Genomic DNA, 20,803 nt, shown 5'->3' with positions numbered 1-20,803 from the left:
CAACCTGCCGCCTTAGCTCAGTCGGCCAGAGCGACGCACTCGTAATGCGTAGGTCAAGGGTTCGATTCCCTTAGGCGGCTCCGCTGGACCCCAGCTCAGAATCTCTCTGAGCTGGGGTTTTTTGGTTCAGCGGATGCGACGGCGGCGCCGCGCGCGTTCGGCTCGGGTGCTCCCGGTCTCAGTTCTGGTCTCAGACGTGGCCCCCGGGCGAGGCATGAAGGCGTCTCCCACGCGGCGCATGGCGTCCTTCGAGAGGTGCGATCTGCCCTTGACGTACCGCCGCGTCTGGCTGATCTGGGTGTGCCGAAGGATCTCCATGATGGTCGGCATGTCCACCCCCAGCTCGTTCAGGATCGTGCCGGCGGTGTGGCGGCTGCCGTCGTACAGGCGACGGTCATCGATGCCCGCTTCGGCAAGCAGCTTGAACTCCTCCCAGTCCGCCCGCGGGTCCAGCGGACGCCCGTCCGGCCGGGTGAACACCGCCTTGTGCTCCTGCCACAGCTCGCCCGCGACGGCCCGCGCCTCCTCCTTTGGTCCCCACCGGTGCCGCCGTGTCCTTCTTGCTGCCCGCACCACGGTCGTCCAGCCGAAGGCTGGGCGGCCCGGTGACGAGGTCGCCTCACCATCCGCGGCGGTATCGCGGCGGGCCAGCCGTTCACCGCCGCAGGCCTGGCCGGACCGGCGTACTGTCCGCGGTCCCCCTGATCGGCGCAGGAACCGGCTTGGTCATACCCCTCGGGTGGCTACGCAGCCGTGGCGGTACTGCTCGCCGTCGGCCCTCTCATCGTGCTCGTGCGCCGCCGCTTCAGCGCGTGATGCCCGCTGCCGGGTGTAGCTTCGGGTTGTAGTTCCAGTTGTACGTCCAAGGGCGAACGGTCGATAGAAGCAAGGGGCTTCGCCCGAAGGCAGACGGAGACAACGGAGACAAGGAAATACGCGTGGTTGTGCCCATCGAATCCGAGGAGTGGCCTGCGCGCAGCCTGCTGGGGGCGCTGTCGCTCCCGGCGCGGCTGGAAATGCTCGGCCTGGGTACATACGTTCAGTACGACGCAGGCGCCGTGCTCCTGCGAGAGGGGTGGGACGACCGACACGTACTGCTGTTGCTGTCCGGGTTCGTCAAGGTCACGGCGACCGTGGAGAACGGTGAGACCTCGCTCCTCGCGGTCAGGGCCGGTGGGGACACCGTGGGTGAGATGGCGGCCATGGACGGAGCGCCGCGCTCGGCGACGGTGATCGCCTGTGGGCCGCTGACCGCCCGGAGACTGCCAGCCGACGTGCTGCGGGAGCTGCTGCTGAGCCGGCCCGAGATCTCCATAACCCTGACCGGGATCATCGCCAACCGGCTGCGCTGGGCGAATCGGCGGCGGCTTGATTTCCGCGGGTACCCGGCGAAGGTGCGGCTGGCCCGGCTGTTGGTGGAACTCGCGGACTGCTATGGAGCTGAGCGGGCCGATGGAGTGGAGATTGGCTGCTCACTGACACAGCCGGAACTGGCCACGATGGTCGGCGCCGCCGAGACGACCATCCACAAGGTGCTGGGTGAACTGCGCAAGGACGTCTTGCTGAAGACCGGCTACCGAACCACCACGATACTGGACCTTCCCGGGCTCACCAGACTCGCGGACCTGTCGCCTCCGCAGCCGTAGTCGAGCCGGCGTCAGATCAACACCGGCAGCAAGACCACGCTCAGTCCTGCGCTCACACCCATGGCGGCCGTGCACACCACCATGCTCGCCAGCCAGCGGTACTTGCGTACGGCGACGTGGGCGAGGAAGCGCACGGTGTGTGACAACTCCCGGCGATCCGAGGCATCGTCCGGGTGCGCGCCCCCCGCGGGCAGCGTATCGGTCGGGAGGATGTCGGGGCCCGACGCCAGATGGACGAAGCCGTACCGGTTGCTGACCGGGCCCCGCAGCATCCGGGGACGCAGTGTCCCTGCCAGGCTCACCGCGCCCCCGACCAGACCGCAGACGAACAAGGTCAGCAGCGTCCCCGCGAACGCCCCGGCCGCACCGCCCTGGCCGCAGACGAGCACGGACTGTCGGATCCACGTTCCAGCCGTGCCGACGAGCGCCGCCTGCACCGCCGCCATGATCCCGGCCTTCGCGTCCGCGTGCTGGTGGGTTGTCTGTAGTGCGGTGAACATGTACATCGCGGGGCGGCTGCTGGCTGCCTGCCCGGTCGCTGCCATGAGGTCTCCTCCGGTCCACAAGAACGAGTTCTGTCCAGTAAGACGGCGAACGCGGCCACCGGACCAGTCACTTCTGCAGGTTCTACGGACTTCAGAGGCGGTCGCATTTCCCAGCAACCCGTACTTCCACGGGGTTCACACCGGAATACGGGTGTACGAATGCTGGTACCGGCGCTCGCCTTCGGGGGAGCGGGCGGGCGTCGGTTCCCCCGGGCTCTGCGCAGTAACTCCGTGTTTGAAGGGGATTTGAGGGATGCGTCAATCTCCCTCAGAGGTTCGTGTATGGAGAGGTGCCATGGTAGGGAACGGTGTGGACGAGCCGGGCGACGTACGGGCGTTCGGGCGCAGGTCATTGCTGGCGGTCGACGCGAAGGGATACGGCAGCGTTGACGCGGAGACGCAGCGTTTGTTCCAGGAGACGATCGTACGGTTGCTGGACACGGCGGCCGCCACCGCGGGGCTGAACCGCGAGGAGTGGGTGACACAGGAGGGCGGGGACTCGCTGTTCGCCGTCCTGCCCGGGGTTGTCTCCGAGCCCGCCCTGGTCGACGACTTCATGCGTGCCCTGGACAGCGGCCTGCGAGCCTTCAACTTCGGCCAGGGGCAGCGGCCCTGGCTCAGGCTGAGAGCGGCCGTCCACTTCGGCTCGGCCGCGCTGGGCGCCAACGGCTTCGTCGGGCGGGCCCCGGTCGAGACAGGTCGCATCCTCGACTGCGCTGCTCTGCGCACCGCCCTGGTCCGGGCGCCGTACGCGTGCCTGGCGGTCGCGGTGTCGGCAACTGTCTTCCGCGATGTTGTAGAGGAGGCGTACACCAGCATCCCGCCGGAGGAGTTCCGGCGCGTGACCGTAGAGGAGAAGGAGCACCAGGGGGAGGCCTGGATCTGGGTGCCCGGCGCCGACGTACGGCATCTGGACCTTGAGCCGGACCTGCAGGAGGACACACCGGGCTCGGGGCCTTCCGTCGGCAACTTGCGGACTGGGGATGGCAGCGCGGTCGTCGTGGGGCACGGGAGCAGCGCGACGGTCAACAACGGCCCGGGAGGTCCGCCTTCTCCGGCTTCCGGAAGCGAAGGTGACCGGCCGTGACCGAGAACACCTTCGGGCAGCATGAGGCGGACGGCCGGGCGGGGAGCCAGGGCCCAAGCGTCGGCGACCTGAGGAGTGGCCCGGGCAGCGCGATCGTCGTGGGGCACGGGGGCAACGCGACGATCAACAACGTCTATGGCACGCGCCTGCCCGCGATCGAGGAACTCCCCGCCCCCCCTGCTCCCGAACCCGAGTGGCTGATGACGCAGCCCAGCCGCCTGCTGGACGCGCGCAGCCACGTCGTCCCCTTCATCGGCCGGGAAGCCGAACTGGAGCGGCTGCGGCAATGGCGAAACGCCCCGGGCTCGCGTTTGTCGGCCCTGCTCCTGCACGCACCCGGCGGGCAGGGAAAAACCCGGCTCGCCATAGAGTTCGCCGAACGGTCCCGGAGCCGTGACCTGCCGCCGGCCGAGCGATGGCAGGTCTGGCAGGCGGGACTCCGGGGCACCCCGACCGGTCAGTCCACCCCGTTCGCCGACACGTCCCAGCCCGACGCCGAGGCTGGGGTCCTGCTCGTCGTGGACTACGCCGACCGATGGGCGCACAGCGAACTGGAACGCCTGCTGTCCTACCCCGAGCTCAACCAGCAGCGGCCCACACGGATCCTGCTGATCGGCCGGACCGTCCGCTGGTTCGCCGCCCTCCGCGCCGAGCTCGGCGCACGCCAGGCCGACTCCGGTGATCTGCCCCTGCTCCCGCTGGCTGAGGACCGGCTGCGTATGTTCGCCGCCGCCCGTGACCGCTACGGCGCCACCGACCTGTACGACCTGCCGGATACCGCGACCATCCAGCCGCCCGGCTCCCTCGGTCACCGTGACTTCGGCCTGACGCTGAACCTGCACATGGCCGCCTTGGTCGCCGTGGACGCCCGCGTCCACGGCAAGGACCCGTCGCTCACCGAACCGCACGAGCTGTCGGCGTACCTCCTGGACCGTGAACGCCTGGCGTGGCAGCGGCTCTACGACGCAGGACGACACGGGCAGGACTACCGGACCCGGCCCACCGTGATGGCCAAAACCGTCTTCACCGCCGTACTCACCGGGGCGGTCGACCACCCCACCGGGGAACAGGCCCTAGCGGCACTGAAACTGGCCGAACACCCCCAGGACCTCATCGACGACCACCGGTTCTGCTACCGGCCCGCCGACGACGCGACCGTTTTGGAACCCCTCTACCCCGACCGCTTCGCGGAGGACTTCCTCGGCCTGCTCATCCCCGGGCACGCCATCAGCTCCTATGAGCCCGACCCCTGGGCAATGCATGTCTCGGGCACCCTGACCCTCAAGAAGGACCTCAGGAGCGTCATCGCCCCGCGTGCGGTGACCTTCCTCGCATCGGCCGCAGGCCGCTGGATCCATGTCCGCGAGAAGGTCCTGTACCCGCTGTTGTGCGACGATCCCGCCCTCGCGATCGCGGCCGGAAGCTCAGCCCTTTCTACGCTCGCCGCCCTCGGCGACACGAGCGACCGGGACGGCCCGGATGTCTCAGAGGTCCCGGAAAAGAGCCCCATCGACCCCGAGTTTCTGGCCGTACTCGAGGCCGTCGAATCGCATCTGCCCGAGGGCCGCGATGTCAACCTGGACATCGGCATCCTCGCGGTCATGGAAGTCCTGATCGCCCATCGACTGTCCACCACCACCGACCTCGGCGAACGGGCCTGGCTGTACGGCACCCTGGCGTGGCGCCGTGCCAACGCTGGGCGCAGGGAGGAGGCGATCCCCCCGGGCGAGGAGGCCGTCCGCCTGCACCGGCAGCTGGTCGAGGCCGACCCCGAGCAACTCGGCCACCTCAGTTACCTGGCCACCTCTCTGGCCAATCTCAGCGACAGCCTGTCTGACGTGGGCCGCCCGGAGGAGGCCCTTTTCCTGTCCGAGGAGGCCGTGGCGATCAGCCGCCGCCTGGTCGAGGCGGACCCCTTCGCGTACCGGCACAGCCTGCGGCAGGCGCTGACCAGCCTCGGCAGCCGCCTGCGTGGTCAGGGCCGCCATGAGGAGGCGCTGCCCGTCACCCAGGAGGCCACTGACCTGCACCGACAGCTAGCCGAGGCGAACCCCGTCGCTCACCGGAGCGGCCTCGCCGGGTCACTCGGCAACCTCAGTCTGTTTCTGTCCGATGCGGGCCGCCATGAGGAGTCGCTGGCCGTCATCCGGGAGGCCGTCGACCTGTACCGGCAACTGGCCGACGACAACCCCGCCGCCGAGCGGCCCCATCTGGCCGCGTCGCTCGGCAACCTCGGACGCTCGCTGCTCGGTCTGGCCCGTATGGAGGAGGGGCTGGCCGCAACCCGGGAGGCCACTGACCTGTTCCGGGAGCTGGCCGAGGTGAATCTCATCGCGTACCAGTCCAACCTGACCGCGGTGCTGCTCAATCTAGGCGAGTTCCTCGCGCGTCTGGGCCAGAGGGAAGAGGCGCTCGCGCCGGTTCAGGAGGCGGTGGGCATTCAACGCGATCTGGCTGAGAACGGCTTCGGCGCCCACTCTCTCGATCTCGCGAAGTCGCTGGACAGCCTCGGCAAGCGGCTGTGGGAACTCGGTCGTGAGGAACAGGCCCTGGCCGCCAACCAGGAGGCGGCCGACCTGTACCGGCACATGGCCGTGGCCCACCCCACCCTCGACCTGCCCGCATACGCAGACGTCATGCACCGGTTGTCCCTGCCCCGGATGGGACGCCGGGAGGCGGCCCGGGCTGCGGCGCAGGAGGCCGCCGTCCTGTACCGGCAACTGGACGAAGCGGCCCCCGGCACCGATCTCACCGGTCTCGCCACGTCTCTCGCCGATATCGGTAAGACCCTTGCCGAGCTGGGGCGGGTTGAGGAGGCCATCATCGCCGTTGAGCAGGCCACCACCGTCCGTCTCGACACCGGTGATCACAGTGGCGCGGCGGATCTGCTCCTGAACTTCGGTAGCACCCTGGCGGACATGGGGCGGTACGACGAGGCCTTCACCACGAGCGAGCGGGCGGCCGGGCTCTACCGGGAGACCGGCAACCGCAGTCTGGAAGCCGCGTCGCTGGTCAATCTCAGCAACTGTCTTGCCCGGCTGAGCAGGGCCGTCGAGGCCGCAGAGGCCGCCGGAAAAGCCGCGGCTCTCTACCGGGAAACAGGTGAGCGGCACCTTGAGGCCGCCGCGCTGACCAACCAGAGCAACGCGCTGACGGCAGCGGAGCGGTACGAGGAGACCGTCACCGTCACCCAACGAGCCCTGGTCGTCCAGGCGGAGAGCGGCGAAGGCCGCATGGGGGCGCCCCTGCACAACCTCGGCCACGCCCTGTGGAGTCTGGGCCGCTTCGAAGAATGCCTCACGTACTTTCGGCAGGCCGCAGCCGCCTACCACGAGAAGGGCAGCCTCAGCAGAGAGGCCGATTCCCTGGGCTACCTGGGCGACGCCCAGTACAGGCTGAACCGGTACGAAGGGGCCGTCACCGCCTTCGATCAGTCCGCTGCCCTCCATCGCGAGACCGGCAGCCTTCGGGGGGAGAGCAAGGTGCTCGAAATGCTCGTCGCCCCCCTCATCCATCTGCGGCGGTTTGAGGAAGCCATCACCGTGGCCCAGAGGGCCGTCGTCCTCCAGGGCGGGATTGGCGATCACCGGGGCGAGGCCCTGTCACTGAGCAATCTGAGCGCTGCCTGTGTCGCGGCGGGCCGGTTCGCAGAGGCTGCCGCCGCATGCGGTAAGGCCTCCTCCCTCTACCGCGAGACCGGCGACCACGGCGGCGAAGCCGACGCGCTGTCCAACCGGAGTGAGGCCCTGGCGAAGGCGCAGCGCTACCAGGAGGCCGCTGACGCCTGCGAGCAGGCCGTCGCCCTGTACCGTACTGCGGGCAACCGCCCGCGTGAACGGACGCTACTGCACGCCCTCGGCAAGAACCTCGTCTCTGCGCGACGGTACGACGAGGCCATCACCGCGTACAAACGGGAAAGCATGGTCTGCGGAGAGACCGGTGATCGTCAGGCCGAGGGCTTGGCGTTCCTCAGCATCGGCCTCGTCCTCGTGGATACGGAACGGTACGAGCGGGCCGTCGCCTACTGTGAGCAGGCCGCCGCCCTCTACCACGAGGCCGGGGACCGCGGTGGTGAAGGCGCGGCGTGGGTGTGCCACGCAACCGCTCTGACGAAGCTGGAACGCACCGAGGAGGCCATCACTGCCCGCAGTCGGGCCGTCGCCATGTTCCGCGACGCGGGTGAGCTCCGTCTCGAAGCCTCGTCGTCGGGCGAACTGGGCTCCGACCTGGGCCGGGTAGGCCGGTACACGGAGTCCATCGTCGCCAGCAGGCGGGCCGCCGAGCTTTACCGGCAGCTCTCTGACGGCGCCAATGAGGCCCGCGCCCTGGACAACCTCGGTCTCGGTCTGCAGAGCGATGGGCAGTACGAGGATTCCATCACCGTCTGTGAGCGGGCCGCCGCCCTCTTCCGCAAGCACGGCGATCGGCACGGCGAAGCCGACGCACTGCGTCATCTGAGCGGAGCCCTGTCTTCGGCGGGACGGGTCGGCGAGTCCATCGCCGCAGCGCATCAGTCGACCACCCGCTACCAGGAGTCGGGCGACCGGCGAGGCGAAGCCCTGTCGCTCTACGCCCTCGGCGAGCTCCTCCTGGGCGAGGAGAGATACGAGAAGGCCGTCCCCGTCTACCAGCAAGCCGCCGACGTCTTCCGGAAGGCCGGTTTCCCTTCCATGGAAGGCTCCGCGCTCCTCAACCTCTCCCGTGCCCTTCTGGCCCTGAACCGGCTCGAGGAAACTGTCGTCGCGTACGGCCGGGCCGTCACCGTCTACGGTGAGACGGGCGAGCGCGACCGCCAGGGCGGCGTGAGTGTCCACCTCGGCCACACCCTCATGCGGTTGGGGCGCGCCGGGGAGGCCGCCACCGCATACGAGCAGGCCGCCACCGCGTACGGCGAGGCCGGCAATCAGGAAGCCGAAGGTATGGCGCTGCTCAGCCTCGGCAAGGCGCTCAAGCAGTCCGGCCGACACGAGCAGGCCGCCAGCGCCGACCTGCGGGCCACCGCCCTGCACGACACCTCAGCGACCAGCACCACGGAGACCCTCAGGCTGCTGGACCTCGCCATCAGGCTTGGCCTGGCCCAGCGATATGAGGAGGCCGAGGCCGTGCTCCGGCGGTGTCTCACCGTCTGTCAGGAGACCGGAGACCAGACAATGGAAGGCGGGGTACTCCTCATGCTGGGTGGCCTGTTGGTGGACGCACGGCAGTACAAGGAAGCCGTCTTCGTCAACGAACAGGCCGTCGACTTCTACGTCGTGGACGGGGACGTCAACTGCCTGAACATGGCCCTGGGACAACTGGCGAAGGCCCAGAGCGGGCTGCAGTGGGGCGATCACAGGAAGTACTGATCGGGCGCCGCGACGGGGCCGGAGTGCGGGGATGGGCCGCAGCCGACCATCGCCTGTAACCGACAGGCCCACTCGGAGTCGAAGTTCCTGGCCGGGAATTGTTGACTGCCTAGAGTCCGACCCTGCTCAGCCAGGAATGGCGCCCACGCTCCACCGGGCGGTCCTGGGATCGCGCAGCTGACGGCGATGGGAGGCCACGGGGAGACCGGACGCCTTGGGGGTTCCGGACCCGGGGGCGGCCTCATCGGCGGCTCAGGTGAGGAGCCGGGCGAGCCGGGCCATCTCGGTGGGTGGGTCGATCACCGGTTGGATGACGAGTTCGTCGATGCCCGCCTGTTCCAGGGTGGCGAGGCGGGTGCGGAGGGCGTCGCGGGTGCCTACCAGGGCCAGGGTGTTCGTCAGTGCGGGCAGGATCAGGTCCCGGTCCCGGGGTGCGATGCGGTCCATGTAGTTGGGGTAGAGCCTGGTGTACCGGTCCGGTGCGGTGGCGGTGGTGCCGCGGCGGTCCAGGAGCCGGCGCACCGCCTCGCGCTCGGCGGGGCCGAGTTGCGCGGCGACGGCCGGTGTGTCGGCGGCGAAGTCCAGCAGCGACATGACGAGGTGGCCGGTCGCGTCCCGGGCCGCGTCGCCGTGCGGGTCCTCGTCCTCGTCGAGCAGGTGGAGCGCGGTGACCAGGTAGCAGTCCCCGCAGGAGCCGGGGTCGAGGGACGCGTCGTCGGCGGCGGACCGGCGGGCCTCTCGCAGTGCCTGCCAGGCGGCGGTGTCGAGCAGGCCGACGGAGATGAGGCCGGCGCCGCGGCGGCCGGCGACGGCGGCCGCTTTGGGGCCGTGGAGCGCGGCCACGACGAACTCGATCGGGTCCGTGGTGTTCACGTGACCCCCTGCGTGCAGGAACCGGATGTCGCGGACCTGGTCGCCTTCGCGGTACGCGGTCGAGCGCCCGGCGCACAGGTCCTGCAGCGCCGCGACGAACTCCTCCAGCTCCGCCGCCCTGGTGGGCCCCATGCCCAGCGTGCGGCGGGCGGTGTTCCCGGTGCCCACCCCGCAGATGATCCGGCCCGGTGCCAGGGCGTTGAGGCCGGCGAACGCGCTCGCCGCGGCCGGGGCCGAACGCAGCGCCGGTGAGGTCACACCGATCCCGAGCCTGATGCGGCGGGTGGCCTTCGCACAGAGGCTCAAGGCGACGAAGGGATCCCCGTGGACCATCGGGGTGTCGTAGACCCAGAAGCTGTCGAGGCCCGAATCCTCGGCCCGCACGGCGAGATCCTCCACCCCGGGTCGCGCGGCGACCACGACACCTGCACGCATCCGACCTCCACGCCGCGAGGGATCCGGTCGGTCAGGCTCCTACCCGCGGGCGCGGCTCCCGGCACCTGTACGGGGGTGTTGACGGGCCACCGTTTCCAGACCACGACGTGCAGGATCACGGCGGTGCTCAGTGCGTTCAGCATGACGTGCGTGGTGCGCATGCCCGGTTCGGGGGAGGCTGCAGGGCCCCGAGCCGGAGCGGCGGACTCGGCGTGCCTCGATTCTCGATGACGGCGGGCCCGCCGGTTCGGTCAGACGATGCCGGCTCGGATCTCTGCGTAGAGGTGGCGGGGGTCCTCGGCCAGGGACTTCTTGACGTGGGTGCTCCAGGCGTCGGCCAGGACCTCGGCCTCGCCCGCCTCGATGCCGTCCAGGCCGGCGCGGGCGACCGGGGCCGGGGCGCCCTTGGGGCCGGTGTAGGCGGCGCTGAAGCCGGTGTCCACCGCGCCCAGGTGGAGGGCCGTGACCAGGGTGTGCCGGGGGGCCAGTTCCATGCGGACGGCGTTGGTCAGGGCCCACTGGGCGGCCTTGGAGGCGTGGTAGCCGTTCGTGCCCGGGTAGGCGAACCAGGACTGGGCGGACAGGACGTTGAGGATCGCCCCGCCTCCGTTGGCCGCCAGGGCCGGGGCGAAGGCGCGTACGACGTTGAGGGTGCCCCAGAAGTTCGTCTCCATCTCCGCGCGGACGGCGGGCAGGTCCCCGGTGACGAGGTCGGTCCAGTGGCTGACGCCCGCGTTGTTCACCAGGAGCGTCACGTCGCCCGCCGCCTCGGCCGCGGCCGCTGCCTGGCCGGGGTCCGTGACGTCCAGCCGCAGCGGTACGACGCCGGGGAGGTCGACCGACTCCGGGCGTCTGGCCGTTGCGTACACGCGGGAGGCGCCGCGCTCCAGGAGCTGCTGGGCGAAGAGGCGGCCGAGGCCCCGGTTGGCGCCGGTCACCAGGGCGACCGCGCCCTTGAGGCGGAGGCCGGGGGCGGGATGGGTGTGCGGTGTGGTCATGCCGGTACGCTAAGACCTACCGCTGACGTCAGGTGCAAGTCCTGCGACGAGGAGGGGGCGCCCATGCGGATCGGAGAGGTCGCCCGGCGTTCCGGAGTGAGCGTCCGGGCGCTGCGCTACTACGAGGAGCAGGGTCTGCTCACGCCCACCCGCAGCCCCGGCGGTCAGCGCGAGTACGCCGACGACGCCGTCGACCGGGTCCGCTTCTTCCAGCAGCTCTACGCGGCCGGCCTGCCCAGCCGCCGCATCGCCGAACTGCTCCCCTGCATCGACACCGGCACCACGACCGGCGAGCAGCGCGCCATGCTCGACGCCGAACGGGCCCGCATCAGGCAGCAGATAGACGAGTACACCGCCGCCCTCGCCCGCCTCGACGAGATCGTCGCCGCTGCTGCCGATCGCCGCGCCTGAACACGCTCAGGACCGCCCCCCGGCACCGCGTTCCGTGTGCGTCGACCGGGGTGCCGGCCAGGTGCGTGGCCACCCCGTGGACCGCCGCCCGCGCCTGCTGCGCCGCCGCCGGCTGAGCGGGGTGGTCACGAGGCCGGCTGGGCGGTTTCCTTCGCCACGGCGGGCTGCCGGTCCGCCGCCGGGGTGCGGTAGGCGCGGAGGGGGGCGTTGGCCGCGGCTATCGCCGCTATCGCCGCCACCGCGGCGAGGCCGCCCGTGACCAGGGAGACCGTGGCCGAGGTGGCGGAGGCGACGAGACCGCCGCGGAAGTTGCCGAGTTCGGGTCCGGCCACGCCGATGACGTGCTCCACCGAGGAGACCCGGCCGCGGTAGGCGTCGGGGGTTTCGAGCTGGACCAGTGCGCTGCGGGTGACGACCGAGATCGTGTCGGCGGCGCCCGCCACCGCGAGGCAGGCGAGGGCCGGCCAGAGCGGGCCGGCCAGGCCGAAGCAGGCGAGGGCCAGGCCCCAGACGGCGGCCGCGGTCAGTTGGACCAGGCCCCCGCGGCGCCAGCGGGTGACCGTGCCGGAGAGCAGTCCCGCCGTGATGCCGCCGACCGCGACGGCGGAGAGGAAGAGGCCGAGGGTTTGCGGGTTGCCGTCGAAGCGGACCTCGTTGACGAGGGGGAAGAGCGCGATGGGCATGGCGAGGAGCGTGGCGGACAGGTCGGTGGCCAGCGAGCCCCACAGCGTGTGGCGGCGCAGGACGATGCGCCAGCCGCCGCGTTCCGCCCGGCGTCTGCCGTCCTTCGCCCGGACGCCTTCGGGCCGCATCGGGGGGAGGCGGAAGACGGCGGCCATCGCGACGGCGACCGCCGCGGCCTGGGTGGCGTACGCGGCGGGGAGGTCCCAGCGGGCGATGATCAGCCCGGCCGCCGCCGGTCCCGCGAGCATCGCGAACTGGAAGGAGACGTTGTTCAGCGCCAGGCCCGCCGCGACCTGGTCGGCCGGCAGCAGCCGGACCGGGAAGGTGCGCCGGGCGGGGGCGCCGAGGGCGGCGAAGGCGGTGCTGAGGGCGACCAGGGCGAGCAGGAGGACGACGTTCCTGTTGTCCGCCAGCGCCTGGACGCACAGAGCGCCCGCCGCCAGCAACTGGCCCGCCGTCGTGGCCCGTACGAGCGTGCGGCGGTCCACGGTGTCCGCCAGGGTGCCGCCGAGGAGGCCGAAGAGGATCATCGGCACGCCGGTGGCCAGGCCGATGGCGCCGGTGCCGACAGGGCTGCCCGTCAGGTCCCAGACCTGGGCGAGTACGGCCACGAGGGTGATCTGGGCGCCGAGTTGGGAGGCCGACGTGCCTATCCACAGGGCGCGGTACGGGGGACTGCTGCGCAGCGGGCGGGTGTCGAGGAAGCGGACACGCCGGCTCATCGGGGTGGCTCGACGAGGTGGTCCTCGATGCGCTCGCGCATCGACCGGTCGTCCAGCGCCGCCCGTACGTCCTCGACCACCGCGGGCATCGCGTACGGCAGTTCGCCGTTCAGCTCGGCGATCGCCGCGTGCGTCGCGCGCCACTCCGCCTCCAGGAACGGCACGAGCGACCGGCCGCGCTCGGTCAGCTCGATCCGCCGGGTGCGGGCGTCGGGCCCCGGCTCGGAGGTGACCAGGTCCTCCTTGCGCATGGCGGCGATGGTCTGGCTCACGGCGGAGTGCGAGCGGTGCAGGGACTCCGCCAGCTCGCGGATGGTCAGCGGTCCGGTGTGGGCGAGCCGGATCAGGGGGTAGGCGAAGCGCGGCCGTACGCCCTCGATGCCGCGGTCGGCGTAGACCTGCTCGATCTCGGCGTCGAGGCCGGCGAGCAGGGTGTGCAGGGAGTGCCAGGGGTCGGGCAGCTTGGTGGGATCCGAAGATGTCACAGCGCTAATATAACAGCGCTGTGAGAATCTTCGTCAGAGCAGCGCCGTCACGGTCACGGTCACGCCGCCCGCCACCAGACACCCCACCGCCCAGCGCATCCAGCGGTACTTGACGGCCAGGATCGCCCCGAGGTCGTACGACTGCTCCAGCAGCCAGCGCCCCGGGTCCCGCCCCGCCGCGAGCACCGCCGCCTCCGTGTCGTCCCGCCCGGTGCCGCGGTGCAGCGCGGTCGGCGACGGGCCGGCGCGCCGGGGGCCCGGCCGCGTACGGGGCAGGGTGACGACGGCCAGCATCGCGATCCCCGCCAGCCACAGCAGCACCCCGGCCACCCCGGCCGGGCCCGAGCCGACGCCCGCGCGCGTGGCCGGGACCGCGAGCGTGGGCAGCGCCACGCTGCTGGACAGCAGGACCGCCGCCTTCGTGTCGGCCCGCGCGATCTCCTCGCGGAGCGTGGTGAGCAGCCGCTCGGCGACGTAGCGGGGGCCCGGCTCGGACAGCGGCGAGGCGGCTGGGGAGTCCGGCGGCGGGACCGGGCCCGCCGCGGCGCCGCGGCCCGCCGCGGCGGGCGGTGGTATGTCCGGAGCCGGCATCCTCCGCCTCCCGTCTCGTCTGTCAGTCGGCCGACTCGGTCGTCCCGGTCGCCGCCTCGGTCCCCCCGGGCGCCCCCGCAGCCTCTCCGCCGTCGTCGCCCGCCGCCGCCTGCCAGAACAGGGTGGGCCCCGTCCCCGTACCCCCGCCCGTCAACTGCGGCAGCGAGTCCGACGTGACGTGCCGCGTGCCGGACCGCAGGAACTCGACCACCACCATGGCCTGGTCGCCCAGCTCCCAGCGTTCGAGGAGCCCGCCTTCGATCAGCCGGGACATCAGCTCCATGCCGTCCTGGCGCTCCTTGCGCTGCTCCTTGCGGAACATCTGCCGGATCTCCGCCAGGTCCTTCGGGTTGCGCGCCATCATCTGCGCCATCAGCGCGTGGTCCCCGCTCGCCACCGCCTCCTGGAAGTCGGCGGCCCACTTGCGGATCAGCTCGCGCTTGTTGTCGTCCCTGAGGCCGCGCAGCCCGTGCTTGAGCCGTTCCAGGTCCGTCTGGTGCAGCACCTGCCCCATGCTCTTGCCGTGGTCCTGGATCAGCCGGTCGACCGAGATGGTGACGAACACGTCGAGGTCCAGGCCGAAATGGCTGCCCAGTGGCTGCGTCCGCAGCTCCGCCCGCACGGCGTCGCGGACCTCCTCCGCGCTGTTGATGGAGTAGCCGCGCGAGACGTCGCGCAGCCGCTGCTCCAGTTCCGGTACGAGCAGCGCGGCGACATCGGTGACCTGCGACCGCGCCACGAGCTGCGGGTCGCTGACCTGCCACCGCACGTCCACCTCAGCGGGGAAGGTCCGGCCGTTCTCCTCCGCCGGCAGCTCGGCCGTGAACGACACGGTGTGCCAGCCGAGTTGCAGCTCGAAGGCGGTGTACGGGCGGGGGAACCACCAGCGCAGCAGGAACCGCACCCCGCCCTCGGGGTGCACCGTCCGCGTCGGCCGGCCGCGGTAGTAGAGCACGGTCACGACCTGGGCGCTGGGGTGCCTGTACGGCCACTCCGGCCGGTACTCGCGCAGGAAGGGCCCGGCCAACTGCTGGGCGGCGGCAGGCCGGTCGGGATGGGCCTTCGCCTGGGGCGCGGCCGGGGTCAGCCCGGTCAGCCGACCCGGCGGGGGCGGCGCGGGCGCCGGTCCCGGTGCGGCGGGCATCGGCGGCGGACCGGGCGCCCGGGGCGGGGCGGGGACAGGCGGGGGCGGGATGGTCATCTGCATTCCTCGTCTCGTCCGGCGGGCCGGATCAGTCCGTTCGTACGGTCATGGCCCGCGGCCCGGCAGTCGCTTCGCGCAGCCTGCGTACGGTGGCGGGCGCCACGGGTTCGTCGGGGTCGCGCTCCAGGCGGCGTACGAGGTTGTGCAGCCGCGCGGCGTCGTCCTCGCTGTACAGGGTGTGCGGCAGGAATCCGCACAGCACGTCCAGCAGCTCCGGGTCCTCGTCCGCGTCCCGTATCCACTCGGCGAGCGAGTCCTGCAGCCCGTCCCGCGACCTGGCCGTGTCCAGCCCGCACCACACCAGGTCCCCCAGCATCCGCGTGAGGTGCGGACGGCCGGCCAGGAGGGTGGCGGCGAGCGGCCAGCGGTCGTGGCTGCGGTGCGCGGGGGCGTCGGCCAGGCCCCACAGGCTGGTGGCGCGCAGCAGGACCATGTCGTCCACGGCGATCAGCGCGAGGTTGCGGTGGCTCGTGCGCCGGTCGCCCATCCAGGCGCCCAGCCGCCGCAGCACGGTCTCCGGTTCGGCGCCGGCGAGCAGTCGGGCCGCGCTCAGCGCGCCGTAGCCCAGCCCGATCCCGCCGGTCCCGTGGTACTGCCGGTCGGCCATGCGGCCCAGCTCGTCGAGGGACGCGGACACGGACCCCGCCACGGTGCCGAAGCCGTGCGCCAGGGCTGCCGTGCCGGCCCGCGCGTCGTCGTCCTCGCGCGCCCAGTCCCGTACGACCTGCCGCACCACCACGCGCACCGGCTCGCTCAGCGCCGCCGCCTCGGCGAGGATCGTCGCGGCGGCCATCTGCTGCTGCACGAACTCGCCGGACGCCAGCGGGACCACGATCTCGTTGATCCCGTACCCGAGGTCGAGCGTGCACAGCGCGCCTGCGGTGATCGCGGCCGGCACCCACACCACCGGCCGCTCGTTGGCGCACTGGGTACGGAGCCACTGGCACAGCGCGGTGCGTACGTTGTGGTGCTCCTCCCACACGTGCGTGAGGACCGCCCGCGCGAGCGCCGCGCCCTGCAGCCGCAGCTTGCGGGTCTCCAGCCGCCGGCCGTCGGCGAAGAGGACGTCGCCGGTGAACAGTTCGGCCCGGGCCGCCGCGAGCCGCGCCCGGCCGTGGTCGCCGAAGAGCGCCCGCCCCGGCTCCCGGCCGGGCTCCGCGGCCTGCGCGAACTCCCACGCGAGCTGCTCCGCGGCCGTGGTCGCGACGCTGTACGGCGAGCCGTTGTAGACCGCCGCCGCGGTACGGAACGCCGCCTGCCGCAGCGCGCTCGTGACCGCGTCGCGGTGGCGCGGCGCGGCCCGCCCGGTGGTGGCGAACCACGCGCGGGCCTGGGAGTGGGCGAAGGTGCGCAGCCCGGCGAGGAGTTCGTCGTCGGTGGACTCCCCGCGCAGCCGCGCGACGACCAGGCGGGCCAGCGACTCCACCTCGTGGGGCCGCAGCGGATCGAGCCCCAGCGCCTCGGTGACGTCCGGCCGCTGCGCCAGGGCGAGTGCCTCCGGAAGCGCCCCGGCCTCGGCGTGGCCGAGGAGTGCGGTGAGGTGGCGGCGCAGCATGCCCTCGGCCGACGCCGTACGGAACAGGTGGCCGTAGCGCCCGCGGAGCAGCTCGTCGCCGAAGGCGTCGGCGCCGACGACGAGGATCGCGTACGCGCCGCGCCGGGCGAGGAGGGCGCAGAGCCGGTCGAGGTGCAACTCGGCGGGGCGCTCGGCGACCCAGCCGCCGTCCCGGTCCTCCCGGTCGCCGCGGTCGTCCGCATGCGGGCGCCACCGCGGGGCGAGCGGGAACTGATCGGCGATCTTCACCAGATAGCCGCGGCCCTCCGCCAGGTCCGCGTCGGCGATCCGGTCCAGCTCGGTGCGCGGGTCCATCCGCTCGACCTGGCCGCGGGTGACCTCGTCGAGCAGCGACAGCGCGGCGTAGCCGCGGCCGCTGCCGGTGTCGCCGCAGAGGGCGATCAGGCGCTGCCGTTCCAGGAGTTCGCGCAGCTCCGCGTAGCCGGGGGGGTGTTCGAAGACGAGCCTGAGGCGGCGCAGCTCGTCGCGCGGGACCGTGCCGGAGACCAGGCGCGGCAGGTCGGCGCGGGGGGCGGTGTAGTGGTGGTGGTCGCCGAGGTGGACGTCGCCGCGGGTGCCGTCGACGATCGCGTTGCGGCCGTGTACGTCGACGAAGTTGGCGCGGGCCTGCTGCGCGGCGTCGTAGGCGCCGGCCTCCGCGCGGCCCGCGAACGGGCCCGAGTGCGCCGCGCCCAGCCGGCCTTCGCCGGACGCACCGCCGTCCCCGCCGCCGTGTCCCGCGCCGGCACCACCGCCCCTGGCACCGCCCCCGCCCTGACGTCCGCCGCCGTTGCCTCCTGCCCCGCCGGCCCCTCCTGCCCCGCCGCCCCCCCCCCCCCGGCCCCCCCCCCCCCGCCCCCCCCCCCCGCCCGCGTCACTCACCGCGCTCCGCCCCCTCCGCGCCGCCGTCCCGTTCGCGGGTCACGCGCACCCCGACGATGTCGCCGTGCACCTCCGCGCCGTCCACGATCTGGTTGTGGCCGTTGACGTTGATCCAGTACTTCGCCCCCGGCGCCTGCCCCGGCCGCCCCCCGGGAGCCGCGGTCGGGACAGGCTGTTCCGGTGGTGCGGCCGCCGGCCACGGGGGCGCGGCACGGCGCGGTACGTGGAACCACGCGACCTCGTCCGTCTCCTTGGCCCGTACCGGAATCGGCCGGTAGTGCTCCGGATCCACGAACCTGCCGCCCTCGGCGATCACCGAGTGATAGAGGACGTCGGACGCCACGAAGACCACGTGCACGTCGTCGTCGGCCGCCAGGATCGCCTTCGCCGGCTCGCTGTCGCACAGCCGGCACGCCAGGTCGACCGCCCGGCCCACCAGCCCCCTGCCGTCGTCGCCGACGGGTCCGCCGTGCATCGCGATCCGTAAGCGCAGCGGCTCGCTCAGCCCTTCGTTGTGCTCGCGCACGCCCTGGTGGACCTCTTCGAGCCAGAGCCCGACCAGCGCCCCCGGCGGCACCTCCGGCGCCAGCGCGGCGAGCACGCCGTCGCCCCGGTCCTCCAGGTGCACCTGGTCGGGGCCCACTCCCACGGCGGCGAAGGCCGCCTCGAAGACCTCGTACATCCCCTGGCGCGCCCGGAGTTTGCCCCGGTGGCCGAGGCGCCCGGAGCCCTTGATGTCCGCGCTCATCACCAGCCGGTGGACCGCCCCGTCCCTGTTCACGCTCATTCCAACCCCCCTCGGACGACGCTCCGGCGACCGTGCCGCGTACTCAGGATGGCCGCGGCGGACGCCGCTGTATGTAGCCGTTTACACAACCTCGGCGCCGTCCCCGGCCAGCAGCCGCAGCGGCTCGGTGTCGACGACGACCAGCCGTCTGGTCGCGGTACGGACGATGCCCTGCTCGCGCAGCAGCCGCAGGGCCTTCGCGACGGCCTCGCGGGTCGAGCCCACGGAGGCGGCGAGGTCGTGCTGCGGCAGCGGCAGGTCGATGGTCACGCTGCCGTCGGAGTGCCGGCGGCCGGTGCGGTGGGCCAGCTCCAGGAGGCGTACGGCCAGCCGCTGCAGCACGTTCTCCGAGGCGAGCGAGCGCCGTTCGCCGTCCGCGCTGCGCAGCCGGGAGCTGAGCTGCTTGAGCACCAGTGCGCTGACCGCGGGGCTGGCGCCGAGGAACCCGCGGAACCGGTCGCCGGGGATCACCACGGCGTCCACGACTCCCAGCGCCGTCACCGTGGCGCTGCGCGGCCGGCGGTCGACGGCCGCCAGCTCGCCGACCAGCTCCCCGGCGCCACGCAGCGCGAGGATGAGCCGGTGGCCGCGTTCGGTCGCCACGGAGACCACCGTCCAGCCGCGGAGGATGGCGACGACGTACGAGGTGGGGGCCCGTTCGGGCAGGAGCACGTCGCCGCTCGCGTAGCCCCGCGGTACGCCGAGTGCCAGCAGCGCCGCCCGCTCGTCCGGGCGTAACCCATCGAGCAGGGGCTGTTCCCGTTCGATGAGACTCAAGCCGACCGCCTTGGACCCATGACCAACCCGCCCCGAAACGACAGCACGTTAGGGAATGGGCAGGCGCACGTCAATGCGTCCCGTGCGTGTGCCCGGCGCGGAAGGCCCCCGGCGGCATGCCCACCCGGCGTGTGAACAGCCGGGTGAAGTGCCCGGGGTCGGCGTAGCCGATGCGGCGGGCGATGGACGCCACCTTGAGGTCCGTGGTGGCGAGCAGGTCCTTGGCCGTGTTCAGCCGGGTGCCCAGGACGAAGTCCTTCGGGCTGCACCCGGCCGTGTACTGGACCTCCTCGCGCAGTTCGGGCAGCGGCAGCGACAGCCGGCGGGCGTGCTCGGTGACGGAGACCGGCAGGTGGGCGGCGCGGGCGAGTTCCGCGACGACCGCCGGGGGGTGGGTCGGCGGGGTGGTGCGGGAACGGCGCAGGACGGCGAGGAGTTCGTGGAGTCCGGCGGCGGACGTGGCGTCGTAGGTGGGCTCGGTCTCGTTGCAGACGGTGGCGAGCTTGCGGATCGTACGGCGCGCGGGGGCGCCCGTGGCGAGGGGGACGACGGCCTCGTCCGGGGCGGGGACGAGGCCGCGCTGGGCGCAGGCGGCGACGGCGGGGCCGGTGAAGCCGGCGTAGGCCGCCGTCCAGCCGGGCTTCCCGGGCCCGTAGCAGTGCGGGACGCCGGGCAGCAGCCACAGCAGCGCCGGCGCCCCGACGCGGATCCGCTCCCGCCCGCCCCAGGAGAACCAGCCGGAGCCGGTCAGCAGGACCAGCGCGACGTGGTGCTCCACCACCCGCGGGCCCACGCCGCGCGGCGGCATGTCCTGGACGCCGAGGGCCGTGCAACTCAGGCCCGCGTACCGCTGTGCCGCCGTCAGCACCGGCCGTCGCCGCCACCGCTCCCGGCGCTCGGACCCCGGGGTCCAGTCGGTGCTTCCGACGTCGAGCCGCGCAACGCTGCTCATGCCACTCCCGTACGGACTCGGTGATCGGTTCCTGTAGGGGTAGAGGGTGTTCGGGCCCGGCCATCCCGCGGTTTTGCCAGTGCTTTACCGAAGTTTCGGCGGCTGTTCGTCAGTAGCCGAACGCGGGCCCCTGGTAGCGGAAGCGCAGCGACGCGGTCGCCTCGTAGTTCGCCGTCGTGCCGATGTCCGGGGCGTGCGGCTCCCCTTCGGCGGCGGCGCGCCAGTCGTCGAGGCCGAGGAACTGCCCGGAGGAGTCCCGCTGGGTGAAGGCGACCTTGTTGTCCTCTTCGGTGAAGTACTTCCAGTGGGCCGTGGAGGCGTCCGACTCGCAGGCGCCCGGCTGCTGGCTGACCGGGGCGCCGTCGGCGTCGGTGCCGGAGTGGGTCAGGCACATGCCGGTCGCGTAGTTGCGGATCCGTACCTCCTGGACGGGCGGCAGGGAGACGAGCAGTTCCCACTGCTGGCTGCGGGCGCCGTTGCAGTCCGCCTCGTACGGCTCGGCGCCCGCGGCGGTGCCGATGTCCATGCACCGGCCGGTGGAGGCGACGGGCAGCGCGGTGCGGTCGTCGGCGGGCGGCGACCAGTTCGGCGGCGGTCCGGCGTCGTCGTCGCCGGCCGGCGGCTTGCCGGAGGCGGTCGGCCTGCGGTCCGGGTCGCCGTCTCCGTCTCCGTCCTTGTCCTTGCCGGCGTCCGCCCCCTCGGTGCGGTCGGCGGAGGCGGTGGGCGGGGTGTCGTCCGGGTCCTTGTCCCCGTCGTCGTCCCCGGACCTGCTCCGCTCCGTGGAGGGGCTCGGGGCGGCGGTCGTCGCGGTGGGTGCGGGCGGG

The 20,803-nt window shown here is 72.5% G+C and carries 16 protein-coding genes, 1 tRNA gene and 1 pseudogene; 5 read left to right on the top strand and 13 right to left on the bottom strand.

Going from position 1 to position 20,803, the window contains the following annotated elements; genetic code table 11:
• Nucleotides 1–6: 6 nt before the first annotated feature.
• Nucleotides 7–80, top strand: a tRNA-Thr gene (locus tag ABGA99_RS18515).
• Nucleotides 81–126: 46 nt separating this feature from the next.
• Here the strand turns inward: ABGA99_RS18515 and ABGA99_RS18510 are convergent.
• Nucleotides 127–531: pseudogene (locus ABGA99_RS18510) on the bottom strand (tyrosine-type recombinase/integrase); the annotation flags it as partial.
• A gap of 407 nt (nucleotides 532–938) precedes the next feature.
• On the opposite strand from ABGA99_RS18510, the gene ABGA99_RS18505 reads away from it, so the two are divergent.
• On the top strand, nucleotides 939–1,646 hold the full coding sequence (locus ABGA99_RS18505) for a Crp/Fnr family transcriptional regulator (RefSeq protein WP_347578581.1): 708 nt from the start codon (nucleotides 939–941) through the stop codon (nucleotides 1,644–1,646).
• 11 nt (nucleotides 1,647–1,657) lie between these two features.
• On the opposite strand, the gene ABGA99_RS18500 is transcribed toward ABGA99_RS18505, so the two are convergent.
• On the bottom strand, nucleotides 1,658–2,191 hold the full coding sequence (locus ABGA99_RS18500; protein WP_347578582.1) for a hypothetical protein: 534 nt from the start codon (nucleotides 2,189–2,191) through the stop codon (nucleotides 1,658–1,660).
• 295 nt (nucleotides 2,192–2,486) lie between these two features.
• Between ABGA99_RS18500 and ABGA99_RS18495 the strand changes: the two genes are divergently transcribed.
• Complete coding sequence (locus tag ABGA99_RS18495) at nucleotides 2,487–3,278, top strand: hypothetical protein (RefSeq protein WP_347578583.1); 792 nt, start codon at nucleotides 2,487–2,489, stop codon at nucleotides 3,276–3,278.
• Nucleotides 3,275–8,623: a tetratricopeptide repeat protein gene (locus ABGA99_RS18490; RefSeq protein ID WP_347583027.1), complete on the top strand. Its 5,349-nt coding sequence runs from the start codon at nucleotides 3,275–3,277 to the stop codon at nucleotides 8,621–8,623. The genes ABGA99_RS18495 and ABGA99_RS18490 overlap by 4 nt, the downstream gene beginning before the upstream one ends.
• A 252-nt stretch (nucleotides 8,624–8,875) precedes the next feature.
• On the opposite strand, the gene ABGA99_RS18485 is transcribed toward ABGA99_RS18490, so the two are convergent.
• Both ABGA99_RS18485 and ABGA99_RS18480 read right to left on the bottom strand, forming a co-directional pair.
• Complete coding sequence (locus tag ABGA99_RS18485; RefSeq protein WP_347578585.1) at nucleotides 8,876–9,931, bottom strand: LLM class flavin-dependent oxidoreductase; 1,056 nt, start codon at nucleotides 9,929–9,931, stop codon at nucleotides 8,876–8,878.
• Nucleotides 9,932–10,182: 251 nt separating this feature from the next.
• Complete coding sequence (locus ABGA99_RS18480) at nucleotides 10,183–10,929, bottom strand: SDR family oxidoreductase (RefSeq protein WP_347578586.1); 747 nt, start codon at nucleotides 10,927–10,929, stop codon at nucleotides 10,183–10,185.
• A gap of 63 nt (nucleotides 10,930–10,992) precedes the next feature.
• On the opposite strand from ABGA99_RS18480, the gene ABGA99_RS18475 reads away from it, so the two are divergent.
• Nucleotides 10,993–11,340 (top strand): MerR family transcriptional regulator, encoded by a 348-nt coding sequence (locus ABGA99_RS18475; RefSeq protein ID WP_347578587.1) that lies wholly within the window; start codon nucleotides 10,993–10,995, stop codon nucleotides 11,338–11,340.
• A gap of 125 nt (nucleotides 11,341–11,465) precedes the next feature.
• Here ABGA99_RS18475 and ABGA99_RS18470 read toward each other — a convergent pair whose 3' ends face one another.
• The 9 genes from ABGA99_RS18470 to ABGA99_RS18430 all read right to left on the bottom strand — a co-directional run.
• Entirely contained in the window at nucleotides 11,466–12,746 is a 1,281-nt protein-coding gene (locus ABGA99_RS18470; RefSeq protein ID WP_347578588.1) for an MFS transporter, read from the bottom strand.
• The gene (locus ABGA99_RS18465; RefSeq protein WP_347578589.1) at nucleotides 12,743–13,231 is read right to left on the bottom strand and encodes a MarR family transcriptional regulator; all 489 of its coding nucleotides are present in this window, start codon (nucleotides 13,229–13,231) and stop codon (nucleotides 12,743–12,745) included. Before ABGA99_RS18465 ends, ABGA99_RS18470 begins: the two co-directional genes overlap by 4 nt.
• 33 nt (nucleotides 13,232–13,264) lie before the next feature.
• Entirely contained in the window at nucleotides 13,265–13,822 is a 558-nt protein-coding gene (locus ABGA99_RS18460) for a Pycsar system effector family protein (protein ID WP_347578590.1), read from the bottom strand.
• Nucleotides 13,823–13,844: 22 nt separating this feature from the next.
• A complete protein-coding gene (locus ABGA99_RS18455) occupies nucleotides 13,845–15,023 on the bottom strand; it encodes a hypothetical protein (RefSeq protein WP_347578591.1) in 1,179 nt (392 codons plus the stop codon).
• Between the two features lie 31 nt (nucleotides 15,024–15,054).
• Nucleotides 15,055–17,463: a hypothetical protein gene (locus ABGA99_RS18450; protein WP_347583026.1), complete on the bottom strand. Its 2,409-nt coding sequence runs from the start codon at nucleotides 17,461–17,463 to the stop codon at nucleotides 15,055–15,057.
• Nucleotides 17,456–18,250: a hypothetical protein gene (locus ABGA99_RS18445; protein ID WP_347578593.1), complete on the bottom strand. Its 795-nt coding sequence runs from the start codon at nucleotides 18,248–18,250 to the stop codon at nucleotides 17,456–17,458. Before ABGA99_RS18445 ends, ABGA99_RS18450 begins: the two co-directional genes overlap by 8 nt.
• 81 nt (nucleotides 18,251–18,331) lie before the next feature.
• Nucleotides 18,332–19,027: a Crp/Fnr family transcriptional regulator gene (locus tag ABGA99_RS18440; RefSeq protein WP_347578594.1), complete on the bottom strand. Its 696-nt coding sequence runs from the start codon at nucleotides 19,025–19,027 to the stop codon at nucleotides 18,332–18,334.
• 70 nt (nucleotides 19,028–19,097) lie between these two features.
• Nucleotides 19,098–19,979, bottom strand: a complete 882-nt coding sequence (locus ABGA99_RS18435; RefSeq protein WP_347578595.1) for a helix-turn-helix domain-containing protein — start codon at nucleotides 19,977–19,979, stop codon at nucleotides 19,098–19,100.
• Between the two features lie 109 nt (nucleotides 19,980–20,088).
• Nucleotides 20,089–20,803, bottom strand: a 715-nt coding sequence (locus ABGA99_RS18430; protein ID WP_347583025.1) for an RICIN domain-containing protein, incomplete at its 5' end; no start/stop codon positions are given.

Origin of the sequence: Streptomyces sp. B5E4 (assembly GCF_039871555.1) — a bacterium.
Classification (GTDB): Bacteria; Actinomycetota; Actinomycetes; order Streptomycetales; family Streptomycetaceae; genus Streptomyces.
Note: the sequence above shows the minus strand (reverse complement) of the source record. Positions and strands in the feature narration are given on the sequence as shown.